Annotated in this window: 15 protein-coding genes and 2 pseudogenes; 9 read left to right on the top strand and 8 right to left on the bottom strand. The window is 72.0% G+C overall.

Annotated elements, in window-relative coordinates:
- Window positions 1–21 precede the first annotated feature (21 nt).
- Window positions 22–798, top strand: a complete 777-nt coding sequence (gene pstB / locus IE287_RS33965) for a phosphate ABC transporter ATP-binding protein PstB (RefSeq protein ID WP_189853121.1) — start codon at window positions 22–24, stop codon at window positions 796–798.
- A gap of 127 nt (window positions 799–925) precedes the next feature.
- On the opposite strand, the gene IE287_RS33960 is transcribed toward pstB, so the two are convergent.
- Together IE287_RS33960 and IE287_RS33955 are read right to left on the bottom strand one after the other, a co-directional pair.
- On the bottom strand, window positions 926–1,924 hold the full coding sequence (locus IE287_RS33960) for an inorganic phosphate transporter (protein WP_189853120.1): 999 nt from the start codon (window positions 1,922–1,924) through the stop codon (window positions 926–928).
- Window positions 1,925–1,930: 6 nt separating this feature from the next.
- The gene (locus tag IE287_RS33955; protein ID WP_189853119.1) at window positions 1,931–2,551 is read right to left on the bottom strand and encodes a DUF47 domain-containing protein; all 621 of its coding nucleotides are present in this window, start codon (window positions 2,549–2,551) and stop codon (window positions 1,931–1,933) included.
- A gap of 196 nt (window positions 2,552–2,747) precedes the next feature.
- Between IE287_RS33955 and IE287_RS33950 the strand changes: the two genes are divergently transcribed.
- A complete protein-coding gene (locus IE287_RS33950) occupies window positions 2,748–3,101 on the top strand; it encodes a metal-sensitive transcriptional regulator (protein WP_229883913.1) in 354 nt (117 codons plus the stop codon).
- 21 nt (window positions 3,102–3,122) lie between these two features.
- Here IE287_RS33950 and IE287_RS33945 read toward each other — a convergent pair whose 3' ends face one another.
- Together IE287_RS33945 and IE287_RS33940 are read right to left on the bottom strand one after the other, a co-directional pair.
- Window positions 3,123–3,266 carry a hypothetical protein gene (locus tag IE287_RS33945; RefSeq protein WP_189853181.1) on the bottom strand — a complete coding sequence of 48 codons (144 nt, stop codon included), beginning with the start codon at window positions 3,264–3,266 and terminating at the stop codon, window positions 3,123–3,125.
- Window positions 3,267–3,411: 145 nt separating this feature from the next.
- Window positions 3,412–4,239 (bottom strand): SCO4651 family lipoprotein, encoded by an 828-nt coding sequence (locus tag IE287_RS33940; protein WP_189853118.1) that lies wholly within the window; start codon window positions 4,237–4,239, stop codon window positions 3,412–3,414.
- Window positions 4,240–4,321: 82 nt separating this feature from the next.
- Here IE287_RS33940 and IE287_RS33935 point away from each other — a divergent pair, with 82 nt between their 5' ends.
- Window positions 4,322–4,501 carry a hypothetical protein gene (locus tag IE287_RS33935; protein WP_189853117.1) on the top strand — a complete coding sequence of 60 codons (180 nt, stop codon included), beginning with the start codon at window positions 4,322–4,324 and terminating at the stop codon, window positions 4,499–4,501.
- Between the two features lie 66 nt (window positions 4,502–4,567).
- Here IE287_RS33935 and IE287_RS33930 read toward each other — a convergent pair whose 3' ends face one another.
- The gene (locus tag IE287_RS33930; RefSeq protein WP_189853116.1) at window positions 4,568–5,299 is read right to left on the bottom strand and encodes a phosphatase PAP2 family protein; all 732 of its coding nucleotides are present in this window, start codon (window positions 5,297–5,299) and stop codon (window positions 4,568–4,570) included.
- A 260-nt stretch (window positions 5,300–5,559) separates the two neighbouring features.
- Window positions 5,560–6,600: a C40 family peptidase gene (locus tag IE287_RS33925; protein WP_308436912.1), complete on the bottom strand. Its 1,041-nt coding sequence runs from the start codon at window positions 6,598–6,600 to the stop codon at window positions 5,560–5,562.
- 339 nt (window positions 6,601–6,939) lie between these two features.
- On the opposite strand from IE287_RS33925, the gene IE287_RS33920 reads away from it, so the two are divergent.
- The 6 genes from IE287_RS33920 to IE287_RS33895 all read left to right on the top strand — a co-directional run bounded on the left by IE287_RS33920 (window position 6,940) and on the right by IE287_RS33895 (window position 13,941).
- Complete coding sequence (locus tag IE287_RS33920; protein ID WP_030495498.1) at window positions 6,940–7,248, top strand: DUF8827 family protein; 309 nt, start codon at window positions 6,940–6,942, stop codon at window positions 7,246–7,248.
- 72 nt (window positions 7,249–7,320) lie between these two features.
- On the top strand, window positions 7,321–8,142 hold the full coding sequence (locus IE287_RS33915; RefSeq protein WP_189853115.1) for a DUF8175 domain-containg protein: 822 nt from the start codon (window positions 7,321–7,323) through the stop codon (window positions 8,140–8,142).
- Window positions 8,132–9,457 carry a hypothetical protein gene (locus IE287_RS33910; RefSeq protein ID WP_189853114.1) on the top strand — a complete coding sequence of 442 codons (1,326 nt, stop codon included), beginning with the start codon at window positions 8,132–8,134 and terminating at the stop codon, window positions 9,455–9,457. Before IE287_RS33915 ends, IE287_RS33910 begins: the two co-directional genes overlap by 11 nt.
- A complete protein-coding gene (locus tag IE287_RS33905) occupies window positions 9,454–11,007 on the top strand; it encodes an SCO6880 family protein (protein ID WP_189853113.1) in 1,554 nt (517 codons plus the stop codon). The genes IE287_RS33910 and IE287_RS33905 overlap by 4 nt, the downstream gene beginning before the upstream one ends.
- Before the next feature lie 20 nt (window positions 11,008–11,027).
- A complete protein-coding gene (locus IE287_RS33900) occupies window positions 11,028–12,425 on the top strand; it encodes an ATP-binding protein (RefSeq protein ID WP_189853112.1) in 1,398 nt (465 codons plus the stop codon).
- 1 nt (window position 12,426) lies between these two features.
- The gene (locus tag IE287_RS33895) at window positions 12,427–13,941 is read left to right on the top strand and encodes a type IV secretory system conjugative DNA transfer family protein (protein WP_189853111.1); all 1,515 of its coding nucleotides are present in this window, start codon (window positions 12,427–12,429) and stop codon (window positions 13,939–13,941) included.
- Here the strand turns inward: IE287_RS33895 and IE287_RS33890 are convergent.
- Window positions 13,938–14,477: pseudogene (locus IE287_RS33890) on the bottom strand (GNAT family N-acetyltransferase); the annotation flags it as partial. The gene IE287_RS33895 and the pseudogene IE287_RS33890 overlap by 4 nt on opposite strands.
- A gap of 42 nt (window positions 14,478–14,519) precedes the next feature.
- Window positions 14,520–15,059, bottom strand: a pseudogene (locus IE287_RS38905) (GNAT family N-acetyltransferase); the annotation flags it as partial.
- Between the last annotated feature and the right edge of the window lie 293 nt (window positions 15,060–15,352).

Here is a 15,352-nt window from a genome sequence, read left to right as displayed (position 1 = left end):
GGCAACTGGATGTGAACTGATATGGCCAAGCGAATCGACGTCAGCGGCCTCTCCGCCTACTACGGCAGCCACAAGGCGATCGACGACATCTCGATGACCGTCGAACCCCGCTCGGTGACGGCCTTCATCGGCCCCTCCGGCTGCGGCAAGTCCACCTTCCTGCGCACCCTGAACCGCATGCACGAGGTCACCCCCGGCGGCCGCGTCGAGGGCAAGGTGATGCTGGACGACGAGAACCTGTACGGCTCCGGTGTCGACCCGGTCGCGGTCCGCCGCACCGTCGGCATGGTGTTCCAGCGCCCCAACCCCTTCCCCACCATGTCGATCTTCGACAACGTGGCGGCGGGCCTGCGCCTGAACGGCTCGTACAAGAAGTCCGAGCTGGCCGACATCGTGGAGAAGTCCCTCAAGGGCGCCAACCTCTGGAACGAGGTCAAGGACCGCCTCAACAAGCCGGGCTCCGGCCTCTCCGGCGGCCAGCAGCAGCGCCTGTGCATCGCCCGCGCCATCGCGGTCGAGCCGGAGGTCCTGCTCATGGACGAGCCCTGCTCGGCCCTCGACCCGATCTCGACCCTCGCGATCGAGGACCTGATCGGCGAGCTGAAGGAGCGCTTCACGATCGTCATCGTGACGCACAACATGCAGCAGGCCGCCCGCGTCTCGGACCGCACCGCCTTCTTCAACCTGGCCGCCGTCGGCCAGCCCGGCAAGCTCATCGAGCTGGACGACACCGAGCGCATCTTCTCCAACCCGAGCGTCCAGGCGACCGAGGACTACATCTCCGGCCGCTTCGGATAGAGACTCGTCTGCGGTGCTGCATGGCGGTGCCACCGCACGACGAAGGGCCCGGCTCCCCCCAGGGGGAGCCGGGCCCGACCATTTCCGGCCATCCGTCGCCTCGGCCGAGACGGCCGGGACGGCCACCTCAGCCGAAGAAGAGCTGCACCACGTAGAAGCTGAGCGCCGCCACGATCGCGGCCGCCGGCATGGTGATGAACCAGCCGAGGATGATGTTCTTCGCGACGCCCCAGCGCACCGCGTTCACCCGCTTCGTGGCACCCACGCCCATGATCGCGGAGGTGATGACGTGGGTCGTCGAGATCGGCGCGTGGAAGAGGAACGCCGAGCCGAACATGATCGAGGCACCGGTGGTCTCCGCCGCGAAGCCCTGCGGCGGGTCCAGCTCGATGATCTTGCGGCCGAGGGTGCGCATGATGCGCCAGCCGCCCGCGTACGTACCGAGCGAGAGCATCACGGCACAGGCGATCTTCACCCACACCGGGATGTCGTCGCCGGCCTGCTGCACGTCGGCGATGACCAGGGCCATCACCACGATGCCCATCGTCTTCTGGGCGTCCTGGAGGCCGTGGCCGAGGGCCATGCCGGCCGCCGAGACGGTCTGCGCGATGCGGAAGCCGCGCTTGGCCTTGTGCGGGTTGGCCCGGCGGAACATCCACATGATCGCGCACATCACCAGGTAACCGGCGACGAGGCCGACGACCGGCGAGATGAACATCGGGATGACGACCTTGTCGAGGACGCCGCCCCAGATCACCTCGGTGCCACCGGCGAGCGCCGCGCCCACCATGCCGCCGAACAGCGCGTGCGAGGAGGAGGACGGGAGGCCGAAGTACCAGGTGACGAGGTTCCAGATGATCGCGCCGACGAGCGCGGCGAAGAGGATCCCCATCCCCTTGTCGCCGTGCGGCGTCTCGATCAGGCCCTCGCTGACCGTCTTGGCGACGCCGCTGCCCATGAAGGCACCGGCGAGGTTCATGACCGCGGCCATCGCGAGCGCCGCGCGGGGGGTCAGCGCCCGCGTCGACACCGAGGTGGCGATCGCGTTGGCCGAATCGTGGAAGCCGTTCGTATACGTGAAGCCGAGCGCGACACCGATGGTCACGATCAGGGCGAAGGTGTCCACGAAGCCTCAGGACTCCTTGACCGCGATGGTCTCCACCGTGTTCGCCACGTGCTCGAAGGCGTCGGCCGCCTCTTCCAGCACATCCACGACCTGCTTCAGCTTGAGCACCTCGATGGCGTCGTACTTGCCGTTGAAGAGGTGGGCGAGCAGCTTGCGGTGGATCTGGTCGGCCTGGTTCTCCAGCCGGTTGACCTCGATCCAGTACTCGGTGAGGTTGGCCATCGTCCGCAGGTTCGGCATCGCCTCGGCGGTCAGCTCCGCCGCCCGCGCCAGGACCTCGATCTGCTGCTCGACGCCCTTGGGCAGTTCCTCGATGTTGTAGAGGACGACCAGGTCGACGGCCTCCTCCATGAAGTCCATGATGTCGTCGAGGGACGAGGCGAGGGAGTAGATGTCCTCACGGTCGAACGGCGTGATGAACGAGGAGTTCAGCTGGTGGAAGATCGCGTGGGTGGCGTCGTCGCCGGCGTGCTCCGCTGCCCGCATCCGCTCCGCGATCTCGGCCCGGGCGGAGACGTCCGCTCCGAGCAGTTCCATCAGGAGCTTCGAGCCCGTGACGATGTTGTCCGCGGACGCGGCGAACATGTCGTAGAAGCTCGTCTCCCTGGGGGTCAGACGAAATCGCACGTGAGGTCCTCGGGGTGCTGGGTTTCGGTCAGGCTGATGCTAGGCGCATCATCCGGCCACGGCTAACCGGCGTCCTCTCAGTGTCGCCCATCAGGCACAGTGATCTGCACGAGACCCCCGCGCCCTGTCGGCGGGGATCGGTACCATATACCCACGAGGGGTATACACCCCCTTATCTGGACAACGGGAGGACGCGATGACGACCACCGAGGCGGACCAGGTCACCCCCGAGGCCGTCGAATCCGTCGAGCCGGCCGACCACGCCCACGGGGTGCACGGCTACCACAAGCAGAAGGACGAGCACCTCAAGCGGCTGCGGCGGATCGAGGGCCAGATCCGCGGTCTCCAGCGGATGGTCGACGAGGACGTCTACTGCATCGACATACTCACGCAGGTGTCGGCCTCCACGAAGGCGCTGCAGTCCTTCGCCCTCCAGCTCCTGGAGGAACACCTGCGGCACTGCGTCGCGGACGCGGCGGCCCACGGCGGCGACCTCGACGCCAAGGTCGAGGAGGCCACCAAGGCGATCGGCCGGATGCTCCGCACCTGAGCCGCGGCCCACGGGAGGCGCCTAGCGTCCGGCCGGTTCGACCCGGAGCACCGCGTCGATCAGGTCGGCGCTGAGCCGTTCCCCGTCCGCGGCCGAGGCGGCGATCATCAGCTCGCCGCACAGCTCTATCTCGGCGAGGGCGACGCGGTCGGGGTCAGCGGTCACGGTTGCGGTACCGGGCGGAGCCACGCGCCTTCACCTCTTCCTGCCGGAGTCGGTGTCCCAGCGTAGGGATCGGGCCACGGACCGCGCATGACACGGACGGACCATTTGGCGATGGTCCGAACCACGCCGGCCCCGGCCCGCCCGGTCAGACCTCGACCTTGCCCGCGTAGATGTCCCGCCCCTCCGGCAGCGTCACCTCGACCCGCGCGCCGAAGCCGTAGAGCAGCGTCGTCGAGGCGACGGCGACCGTGCGCCCCTGGTTGCTGAAGCTGAACTGGTGGCGCACCTTCCGCAGCCGCCCGTCCCCGTCGAGATACGCGTCGAAGGGGACGGCGTCGGTGGTGAACCCTTTCGCCGCCGCCGTGAGCGCGCCCCTGAGCTGCGGCGCGGCGAGCCGGGCCGCCGCCCCGATGTCGGCGACGCCCCGGTAGTGCCGGACCCTCACGCCCGCGAGCTCGGTCTCCCCCACGTACGTCACGTCCCGCGCCCCGCGCAGCAGCTCGGCGGCGGCGCCCGGGTCGGTGGCCCCGCCGGTGACGAGGTTGCCGTCGTCGAGGGCCGTGGTGTCGACCCGGACCCACTTGTCGGCGGGGACGCCCGCGCCGCGGTTCTTCATGTAGAGCGCGCCGGGGGTGAGCAGCTCGGTGATCGGCCGGTGCTCGCTGGTGCCGGCGGCGTCCTTGGGCAGCACCACCCGGAGCCGGCCGGTGCGGCGGCGGAAGTCGTAGCCGCCCTCGCCGCGGATGGTGACGCGGGTCCCTCCGGCGGCCATCTCCATCGCGGTCGACGCCTTGGAGCTGCCGGCGCGGACCAGGGCGTCGGCGGCTCCCCGCACGGCGCCGGCCGGGTCCGGCGGCGGCTCGGCGGCCTCGGGGGCGGTGCACCCGGCGACCGCCGCGGCGACCAGGGAGGCGGTGACGGCGAGCGCCCCGCCGCCGATCCCGCGAGGACGCCCGTCCCTGTGCACCACCATCGCCCGCCGACCCCCGCATCCTGGATTCCCGATGCGGATAACGACGGCACGGGCGAGCCGTCACGCGCAGTACGGTGGGGGCGTGCACGAGCAGTCGGCGACCGGCCCGCATGACACGACGACGACGGAGCGCGGCTCCTTCGCCCTGGCCCGCTGCACCTGCGGCTGGACCGGGCCGGCGCGCCGCTCCCGCGAACGCGCGAGAACCGACGCCGACTCCCACCGGGGCACGGTCGCGCAGGGCCGGGGCGTCCCCACCTAGACGGTCGCGCAGGGCCGGGGCGTCCCCACCGGAACCGTTCCCCGGCCCGTTCCCGCCCGAGGTGGCTCAGGCGGCGAGGCCCCTCTCGTCCCGGCCCTCCTCGGCGGGGCCGCCGAGGCGCGGCTCGGGGATGCCGACCGCCTCGGGGCGGGCGGCGTCGGGGGCGTCGGCCCGCCGGGAGCGGACCAGCCACGCCCCGCGGCGCGAGCGGGCGACGGCGGAGACCAGCGGGGTGAGCAGCGCCAGGGTCAGCGGGGCGAGCAGGAGCGCCACGGCGGTGCCGAGGGCGAAGCCGCCGATGACGTCGGTCGGGTAGTGGACGCCCATGTAGACGCGGGCGAAGCCCTCCGCGAGGGCGAGGCCGATGGCGGCGAGGCCGAAGCGGCGGTGGGCGACGAAGAGGGCGACGGCGATCGCCATCGCCATCGTGGCGTGGTCGCTGACGAAGGAGTAGTCCGTCTTCCCCTCGACCAGGACCTCCAGGCCCTCGTGGTCCTCGAAGGGGCGGGGCCGTTCCACGAAGCCGCGGATGGGGATGTTGACGAGGAGGGCGACGCCGGCCGCGAGCGGGGCCCAGACGATGCCGGCGAGGGCCGAGACGGAGTCGGTGAGGGCGCCGCTCCGGCGGACGGTCCACCAGCACCAGAGCACGACGAGGACCATCGCGAGCATGATCCCGTACTCGCCGGCGAACCCCATGACCCGGTCGAACCACGGGGGAGCGTCCTCGGCCAGCCCGTTGATGTCGTACAGCAGGCCGACATCGGGACTCGAACCGTCCGATGCGAGTTCAGCCATCTGCCGCGGCCCCTTGCTCTCTCGTTGCTGGTCGCCAACCCCCGTGGTCGGACGGGTCGAAACCGGTCGGACCCGCCGGGCCGGTCGGACGCACCGGACGCGCCGCGACGCGGTCGGAGCCGTCGCAAGGGGGAACGAACCCGCTGAGGCACCCGTTCCGCCGTCGCCGGTGGATCATGATGACGTTACCGAAGAGTGACGCGGCCCCGCAGCTCAGGGCCTGTGCCTGACGGAGAGTTCCGGCCAGGCGGCCCGTCAGATCACGCCCACGTCCCGGGCGGACGGGTCGGAAGGGCGGCGGCGCCGTCCTTCGTGACCCGGGTCGCCCCGAAGTAGTCGGGCGTGTCGATCCGCGTGAAGCGGATCACCGCCCCGGTCCGCGGGGCGTCGATCATGTAGCCGCCGCCCACGTAGATGCCCACGTGACGGATCGCCCGCGAGTTCGTCAGGTCGTCGGAGAAGAAGACGAGGTCGCCGGGGAGCAGCTCGTCGCGGCGCGGATGCGGACCCGCGTTGTACTGGTCGTTCGCCACCCGGGGCAGCTCCACCCCGACCGAGAGGTACGCGGCCTGGGTCAGGCCCGAGCAGTCGAACCGCCCGCCCTGCGCCGCCGTGCCCGTCCCGCCCCACAGGTACGGGGTGCCCAGCTTGCCCTGCGCGAAGTGGATCGCGCCGGCCGCCTGCTGCGAGGGCGCCACCCGGCCCTGCGGGCGGGCGAAGCTCTTCTCCAGCGACCGGATGATCCGCACGTAGTTCTGCGTCTCGCGGTACGGGGGGACGCCGCCGTACTTGATGACGGCGTAGGCACCGGCGTTGTACGCGGCCAGCATGTTGCTCGCCGGGTCGCCGGGCACCTTCTTCACGTAGCCGGCCAGCGCGCAGTCGTACGAGGCGGCCGAGGGGATCGCGTCCTTCGGGTCCCAGATGTCGCGGTCCCCGTCCCCGTCGCCGTCGACGCCGTGGCTCGCCCAGGTCCCGGGGATGAACTGCGCGATGCCCCGCGCGTCCGCCGGCGACACCGCCCGCGGGTTCCAGCCGCTCTCCTGGTAGAGCTGCGCCGCGAGCAGCGCGGGGTTGATGGCCGGGCAGAGGTTGCCCCACTTCTGCACCAGCCCCTGGTACATCGCCGGCACCGCGCCCTTGGCCAGCGACACCGTGCCGACCGCGGCCGAACCCGCGCCGCCGAGGAGACCGGCCGCCGCCGCGTACGTGCCGACCAGCAGCAGGGCCAGGAACCCGGCACAGAGCCCGAAGGCCCCACCGGTCAGCAGCCACGCCTTGCCCGCCCTACGCACCGTCAACCACCCCTCGGCTCCTGGCAGTACGCCCCGGGACGCCAGTCTAGGCGGGACGCCCCCTCCTGGGGACGGTGCGCGTCCGACGCGGCCCCAAGAGTGCAACAACGACAATCATTGCCCGGAGTCACCCTCCGTGATACACAGAGTGACCATACGCTTCTTCGCATGGAATCCGGCCGCGCCGCCGCAGGTCAAGACGGTCGAACCGGTCAAGTGTGCGGGGATCGGGTAAAGAGAGCCGCCAAGCCGTCACACGCGAGCGGTTTCATCAGCGAAGATAGTGGCGATGACCCATGCCGTCCGGCAGGGGTGACCAACGACCCGACAGGGGCGGTGAGTTATATGTACCTGGCGGCCGAGAAGGGCGACATCACCACCATCATCGGTGGAATCGCCCCGAACTGGGGTCCTTTCGGGAGCCTGGGCGCCGAAGCGAAGATCATGATCGAGGTCGTGATGGCCGTGGCCATCCTGCTCTGCCTCGGCATCGCCATCTGGGGCGCGGCCAAACAGCGCATCGGCGCGACCGCGCTCCGCGACACCTTCAGCGCGGAACAGGGCAAGGGCCTGATCGTCGCCGGCCTCACCGGCGTCTTCATCATCGGCTCCCTCGGAACCCTCTTCACCATCGTCTACGGAATGGCGATCTGACCTCCCGTCCCCCGACGGCCGGTCATCCCGCACCACTGTCACGACTCGAACGAACGAGGGGGCGTACCCGGCATGAGTCCCGGCGACGAGCACGACGGCTACGGCGGCTCGGGCCAGACCCGTACCCGCCTGCCCGAGGGCAACACCGGTGACGTCCACGGCGGCGCCCGCCGCCCCGCCCGCGGCTCCCGCTCCCTCCTGACGGCCGTGGGCGTGGTGGTGCTGCTCGTCGCCGCCATCGCCTTCGCCAACCGCGGTGGCGGCGACCCGGCGGACTCGTCCCCCTCCTCCGGCACCCCCGGCACGTCCGCCACCGCCCCCACCGGCACCCGCCCGGTCACCGGCACCGACGGCACCGTCCCCACCGGCTACGCCCACGACGAACAGGGCGCCCAGAGCGCAGCCGCCAACTACGCGACGGCCCTGGGCTCCACCGACATGTTCCAGAAGGGCCCCCGCGAAGCCCTCGTCCGCGCGGTCTACGCCCCCGAGGTGGCCGACGACCTCGTGAAGCGCCTCGACGCCTCGTACTCGCCGGAGCTCATGGCGAACACCGGGCTCGAACCCAACGGCCTCGCTCCCAGCGGCCTCACCTTCGTCGCCCGCGCCGTCCCGATCGGCACCAAGGTCACCGCCTACTCCGAGGACAAGGCCACCGTCGAGGTCTGGTACGTCAACCTCACCGGCCTCGCGGGCGAGGGCTCCACCAAGCCGGTCACTTCCGCCTGGTTCACCAGCACCCAGAAGCTCAGCTGGACCGCGCAGGGCTGGCGACTCACGTCGACCGACGAGCACGAGGGCCCGACACCGGTCAACGGAGACAGCCGTGCCTCCGTCGCGGACGAGATCGCCGAGGCCGTCGAGCAGTACGGAGGGTTCACCTATGCCCGCTAACCGCAGCCGGGCGGGACGCGTGAAGGCCGTGCTCGCCACCACGCTCCTCACCCTCCCCCTCCTCCTCGCCTCCCGCGCCCACGCGGCGCCCACGCCCACGCCCACCCCGTCTCCCACCCCCAGCAACAACGACTGCAGCCTCCTCTTCGGCCAGGCCCGTCAGATCTGCGAGCGGGGCCAGGCCGGCGGCGGGACGGGCGGCACCGGAGGCGGTACCGGGGACGCCCCCGCCGGCGCCCTCGACCCCCTCTCCTCCCTCGCCCGCGGCTGCGCCGACGCCGCCGTCGCCGTCGTCGACTACCTCTCCAAGGCGGTGAAGGAGACCGCCGAGGTCGACTTCACCAACACCGAGTTCCTCTCCCGCTACGCCGTCGTCTTCGCCGCCGCCACCTTCCTCACCGTCCTCCTCTGGCTCCTCGCCGTCGCCAAGCGGGCCATGCGCGGCGTGCCGCTCACCACCGCGCTCTCCGAGGCCATCGGGTTCCTCTGGCTGACGGTCCTCGCCTCCGCCTTCACCCCGCTGATCCTCTACACCGTCGTCAACGCCACCGACGCCATCACCGAGGTCATCGCCTCCGGCACCGGCCAGCAGACCGACGTGTTCTTCGGCGCGTTCAAGCAGGCCCTCCAGAAGGGCGACAGCATCAGCGGCGGACCGATCATGCTGATCATCGTCAGCCTGGTGACCGTCCTCGCCGCCGGCGTGCTCTACCTGGAGCTCTTCCTCCGCGCCGTGCTCCTCTACGTCGGCGCCCTCCTCGGCGTCGTCGTCTACTCCGGCCTCGTCGACAAGAACATGTGGGGCCACGTCCGCCGCTGGGCCGGCATCATGATCGCCGTCATCCTGGTGAAGCCGATCATCGTGATCGTCCTCGGCCTCGCCGGCGCCCTCTCCTCCGGCACCGGCCCGGACGCCTTCTCCGCCGTCGTCTCCGGCCTCGCGATCATCCTCCTGGCCATCTTCGCCTCCGCGATGATCTACCGCTTCGTCCCCGGCTTCGGCGACGAGATCGTCGCCTCCCGCAACAACCGCCTCCACCGCTCCGGCGAGAACGCGGCCGCGGCCGTCATCTCCTCCCCCGCCTCCCTCGTCTCCCAGGGCATCAAGACCCACAGCACCCGCGACAGCGGCCCCGGCGGCGGCCAGGCCTCCTCCGCCACCCCCCGCCCCGCCAACCAGCTCTCCGGCGGAGTCGCCGCCCACAGCAGCCGCACCCCCCAGGGCGGCGGCTCCACGCCCCCGCCCCGCAGCAGCAGCCCCACCGCGGGCACCCCGCACAGCAACCGCAAGAACTCAGGAGGTGCAGGGCGTTGACGACCCAGTCCCAGCCGGTCACGCCCCGCCGCACGTATCTCATCGGCCGCGCCCGGCCGAACGCGATCGTCGGCAAGAACCGCGAGACCGGCGAGATCGCCCTGATCGTCGTCGGCGCCTTCCTCGGCATGATGAGCGGACTCCTCGTCCCCCTCCTCCCCCTGCGGATCGCGCTCCTCGCCGGCCTCCCCGTGCTCGCCATCGCCGCCGTGTACCTCCCGTACAAGCAGCGCACCTTCTACAAGTGGTTCGAGATCAACCGCAGCTACAAGCGGATGCTCAAGCGCGGCACCGCCTACCGCTCCGCCGCCACCGAGGCCGGCACCCGCCTCGACGGCCGCGAGGTCGAGGTCGGCCCGCCGCCCGGCATCGGCCGCGTCAGCTGGCTCTCCGCCCCCTTCGGCCCCGACGAGATCGCCGTCCTCCTCCACGCCGACCGCCGCACCGTCACCGCCGCCATCGAGATCGAGGGCCCCGGCGTCGGCCTGCGCGACTCCGAGGACCAGGAGGCCCTGGTCGACCGGTTCGGCACCCTCCTCAAGCACGTCGCCAACGGCGACGGCTTCGTCACCCGCCTCCAGATGCTGGCCCGCACCCTCCCCGCCGACCCCGACGCCCACGCCAAGGACGTCGCCCAGCGCGGCGACCCGACCGCCCCCGGCTGGCTCCAGGAGTCGTACGACCAGCTCCAGTCCATGGTCTCCACCTCCAGCGAGCAGCACCGCGCCTACCTCGTCGCGTGCATGCACTACACCCGCGAACTCGCCGCCGAGGCCAACGCCATGGCCCACGCCACCCGGCACGCCACCGGCGCCCGCCGCCTCGACCGCGACGGCGGCCTCGCCGTCGTCATGGCCCGCGAGCTCACCGACATCTGCGCCCGCCTCACCGAGGCCGACATCCGCGTCCGCCAGCCCCTCGGCCAGTCCCGGCTCTCCTCCCTGGTCCACTCCATGTACGACCCGGACCACCCGATCGACCACATCCAGGCCATGACGAAACGAAACGCTTGGCCCGCCGAACTCGACGCCATGGAGGCCACCTACCTCCAGGCCAAGACCCGCGAGTCCTCCACCCGCGCCCCCTGGTGCCACGCCACCGCCTGGGTCAAGGAGTGGCCCATGACCCCGGTCGGCGTGAACTTCCTCGCCCCGCTCCTCGTCCACACCCCCGACGTCATCCGCACCGTCGCCGTCACCATGGACCTGGAGCCCACCGAGGTCGCGATCGAGCGCATGCTCACCGAGAAGACCAACGACGAGGCCGAGGCCTCCCGCCAGGCCAAGATGAACCGCACCGTCGACCCGCGCGACATCGCCGCCCACGGCCGGCTCGACCAGCGGGGTGAAGATCTCGCCAGCGGCGCGGCAGGGGTCAACCTCGTCGGGTACATCACCGTATCGGCGCGCTCGCCCGAGGCCCTGGCCCGCGACAAGCGCACGATCAGGGCCTCCGCCGGCAAGTCGTACCTCAAGCTGGAGTGGTGCGACCGCGAGCACCACCGGGCCTTTGTGAACACCCTGCCGTTCGCGACCGGCATCCGCCGCTAGGGCCGAAGGGGCACCGACCGATGCGAGATCCGCTGTCCGTCCTCACCGACGCCTTCACCTCCTTCGTCCTCGGCAAGGTGGAGACCACCCGCCTGCCCGTCCGCACCTCCACCGGACAGGCCCAGGCCGTCTACCTGCCGACCGCGGCCCCCGGCCTCGGCGACTCCGGCGTGATCATCGGCCGCGAGGTCTACAGCGGCAAGGGGTACGTCTACGACCCCTTCCAGCTGTACGGGCAGCAGCTCCCCGCCCCCCACTGGCTCGTCCTCGGCGAGTCCGGCAACGGCAAGTCGGCGCTGGAGAAGACGTACGTGCTCCGCCAGCTCCGCTTCCGCGACCGGCAGGTCGTCGTCCTCGACGCCCAGGGCGAGGACGGCGTCGGCGAGTGGAACCTCATCGCCCAGGAGCTGGGGATAACCCCCATCCGCCTGGACCCCATGGTCGCCAACGACTCCGGGATCCGCCTCAACCCGCTCGACCCCGCCATCACCACCACCGGCCAGCTCGCCCTGCTGCGCACCATCATCGAGGTGGCGATGGGCCACGGCCTCGACGAGCGCTCCGGCTTCGCGCTCAAGGTCGCCCACGCCCACGTCAACGAGCACATCGCCGACCGCCAGCCGATCCTCACCGACATCGTCGAGCAACTCCGCCACCCCGAGGCCGAGTCGGCGGAGGCCATGAACGTCGACATAGACGACGTGCGGGCCTGGGGCCTGGACGTCGCCCTGGTGCTCGACCGGCTCGTCGACGGCGACCTCCGCGGCATGTTCGACGGCCCGACCACGGTCGGCATCGACCTCGACGCGCCCCTGATCGTCTTCGACCTCTCCCACATCGACCGCAACTCCATCGCCATGCCCATCCTCATGGCGATCGTCGGCGTGTGGCTGGAACACACCTGGATCCGCCCCGACCGGAAGAAGCGCATCTTCCTCGTCGAGGAGGCCTGGCACATCATCAACAGCCCCTTCGTGGCCCAGCTGTTCCAGCGCCTGCTCAAGTTCGGCCGCCGCCTGGGCCTCTCCTTCGTCGCGGTCGTCCACCACCTCTCCGACGTCGTCGACGGAGCCGCCGCCAAGGAGGCCGCGGCGATCCTGAAGATGGCCTCCACCCGGACCGTCTACGCCCAGAAGGCCGACGAGGCGCGCAACACCGGCCGGGTCCTCGGCCTGCCCCGCTGGGCGGTCGAGATCATCCCGACCCTCACCCCCGGCATCGCCGTCTGGGACGTCAACGGCAACGTGCAGGTGGTCAAGCACCTGATCACCGAACGGGAACGCCCGCTCGTCTACACCGACCGCGCCATGACCGAGTCCTCCGGCCCCTCCGACCCGGAACTGGAGTGGGAGACCGAGCAGCGGGCGCTCCTGATGGAACGGCAGATGAACGACAGCTCGCAGTCGACGGTGGCCTGAGGTGGCCCAGGCACGCCAGGGACAGGGCGGCGGCGTCTCGGACGGCTTCCTGATCGGGCTGTTCGTCCTGATCCTCGGCCTGTCGCTGCTCGTCTGGTCCGCGACCGGCCTGTCCGCGTTCCTCGCGCACGGCGCCTGGCCGGAAGGGGTCGCGCTCACCAGCACCCCGGAGGCCCTGCGCTCCCTGGTAACCGCCCCCACCGACCTGGCGGCCGCCTGGCCGGCCACCCCGCCGGGCCGCCTCTCCGGCTACGGCCTCTTCTGGGGCCTGGTCATCGGCCAGGCGATGATCCTCGCCGTCCTCGCCGTCTTCCTCCTCGGCACCTACGCCCGCTGGCGGGCGGTCCGCGCCCACCGCAAGGCGGCCGCCCGCGCCGGAGTCCCCGCCCCGGCACCCGAGCCCGAGCGGGCGCCCGTCCGGGAGAGGCCCGCCCCCGAGCCCGCCCCGGCGGAGGAGCCCCGGTCCGCCCCCGGGCCCGCCCCCGTGTCCGTACCCCTCCAGAAGACCGCGCCCCCGGCACCCGCGCCCGGACCCGTCCTGCCGCCGGAGGCCTCCGGCACCGTCTACGGTCCACCGGAGACCCGCCGCCCCCTCGCCGTCCAGGCCGTCCGCGACGCCGAGGGCCCGGTGGTGGTCGTCACCTCCGACCCCACCGTCTGGGCCGACACCAAGGACGTGCGCGGCAAGCTCGGCCCGGTCCTCGTCTACGACCCCGGCCACCTCTGCGACACCCCGGCCCGCCTCCACTGGTCCCCGGCCGAGGGCTGCGCCGACCCGGACACCGCCCGGGACCGCGCCACCGCCCTCCTCGCCCCGGTCCGCCCGCACGCACGGCTCGACGCCGCCACCGTCACCACCGCCGAAACCCTCCTGCGCTGCTGGCTGCACGCCGCGGCCGTCGACGGGCGCCCCTTCCGCCAGGTCCACCGCTGGGCCCAGGGCACCGACGCCCACGAGCCGGTACGCATCCTCCGCGGCCACCCCAAGGCCGCGGCCGGCCTCGCCGGACTGCTCGAAGCGGCCCTCACCGCCCACCCCGAGAGCCGGCGCCTGGCCCAGGAACTGACGGCCCGTGCCTTCTCCGCCTTCTCCTCGGTCCACATCCGCGAGGCCTGCACCCCGAATCGAACGGATTCGCTGGCCCTGGCATCTTTCCTCGCCGAAGGGGGCACCCTCTACGTGGTGGGCGAGCCGATCGAGGACCCGCGCACCCACCCGGGCGCGATGCCCCTCCTCACCGCGCTCGCGTCGAACGTGGTCGAGCACGGCCGCCGCATGGCCGCACGGTCATCCGACGGTCGGCTCGACCCACCACTCACCCTGGTCCTCGACGACGTCGCCGCCGTCGCCCCGCTCCCCGAGCTCCCGGACCTCCTCGCCGACGGCCCGGCCCGCGGCCTGCCCGCCCTGGCCCTGATGCGCTCCCCCGAACAGGGCCGCGCCCGCTGGCCCGAGCGCTCGCTCCACCAGAGGGAGCCCCGCCGGACCGGAGCCCGGCCGGCGGACACCCCCTAGAGCCCCGGCCGCGCCAGCACGTACTCGAGGTCGTGCGGCTCGCCCGAACCGACCGTGTCCGCCCGGCCCCCGGTCGCCACGAAGCCGAAGCGCCGGTACGCGGCGGCCGCCCGCGCGTTCTCCTCGTGCACGTACAGCCGCGCCCGCTCGATGCCCGCGTCCAGCCCCCACGCCCACTCCAGGACGGTCCGCAGCAGCGCGTCCACCAGACCGCTCCCGCGCGCCCCGGGACGCACGTACACCCCGACCACGTCGACCTGAGGCACCGTCACCGCGTCGCCGAACAGGCTCGTGCCGTCCTCGGGGAGCTCCACGAAGACCGTCACCGTGCCCGCCCAGCCGCCGTCCGGCCCCTCGGCCACGAACTGCCGGATCCGGGAACCCCGGTCCTGTGAAGCGCCCTCCGCCCGCTCCCGCCAGAAGGAGTCCGGACGCGCCTCCGCCTCCTCGTACGACTCCACGAAGGCGAGCGGCGCGACCGGATCCCGCAGGGCCGCCAGGCGCAGCTCGCGCACCCGCTCCCACTCGTCGGAGCGGATCGCCCGGAGCGCGTACGCCCCGTGCCGGGCCGCCGGCAGCAGCTCGTACTCGTCCTCGAAGGCACCCGAACCGCCCGGCATCGGGACCCGCTCCCCCGACGGCACGAAGCCGAACCGCCGGTAGAAGGCGGCGGCCCGCGCGTTCTCCTCGTGCACGTACAGCCGCACCCGCCGGATCCCGTCGACCGACCAGGACCATGCGACGGCCGCCCGGAACAGCGCGTCGACCACCCCGCCGCCCCGCGCCTCGGGACGCACGTACACGCCCACCAGGTGCGTCTGGTCGACCTTCGCCGGCTCCCCGAACCGCACCTCGTCCGACGGGCGCTCGACGAGGACCGTCACGGTGCCGAGCCACCGCCCGTCCGGCGCCTCGGCGACGAACTGCCGCACCCGCCCCGCGCCGGTCTCCGCCGCGTCCGCCGTCCGCCCCTGCCAGAAGTCGTCGGGACGCGCCGCGGCGTCCTCGTGGTTCTCCAGGAAGGCGAGGTGCGCGACGGGGTCCCGCAGCGCGGCGAGCCGCAGCTCGCGCGCCTTCTCCCACTCGTCGGCCAGGACGGTACGGATCTCGAAGCTCATGCCGCATCCTGACTCGCCGCCCCCGGCACCCACAAGGGGAATTCCCAGCTCAGGGCCGTGCCACCGGACCGTCGTCGGCATCGGCAGGGGCCGGCTCCTCCCGGCCTGAAGAGTGCCCCGATGTTCCCCCTCGCGGTCCCGGAGGGAAATCAGGCGAGGCAGAATTCGTTGGCCGCCTGCACCTCTTCGAAGGGGGTGGTGAACGCAGAAAAGCCCCGCACCATGACGGTGCGGGGCTTTCCCACAATGATTGTTCGGCGGTGTCCTACTCTCCCACAGGGTCCCCCCTGCAG

This window comes from Streptomyces omiyaensis, assembly GCF_014650895.1.
In the GTDB taxonomy this organism is placed as follows: Bacteria; Actinomycetota; Actinomycetes; order Streptomycetales; family Streptomycetaceae; genus Streptomyces; species Streptomyces omiyaensis.
This window is presented reverse-complemented; position numbering and strand designations above follow the sequence as displayed.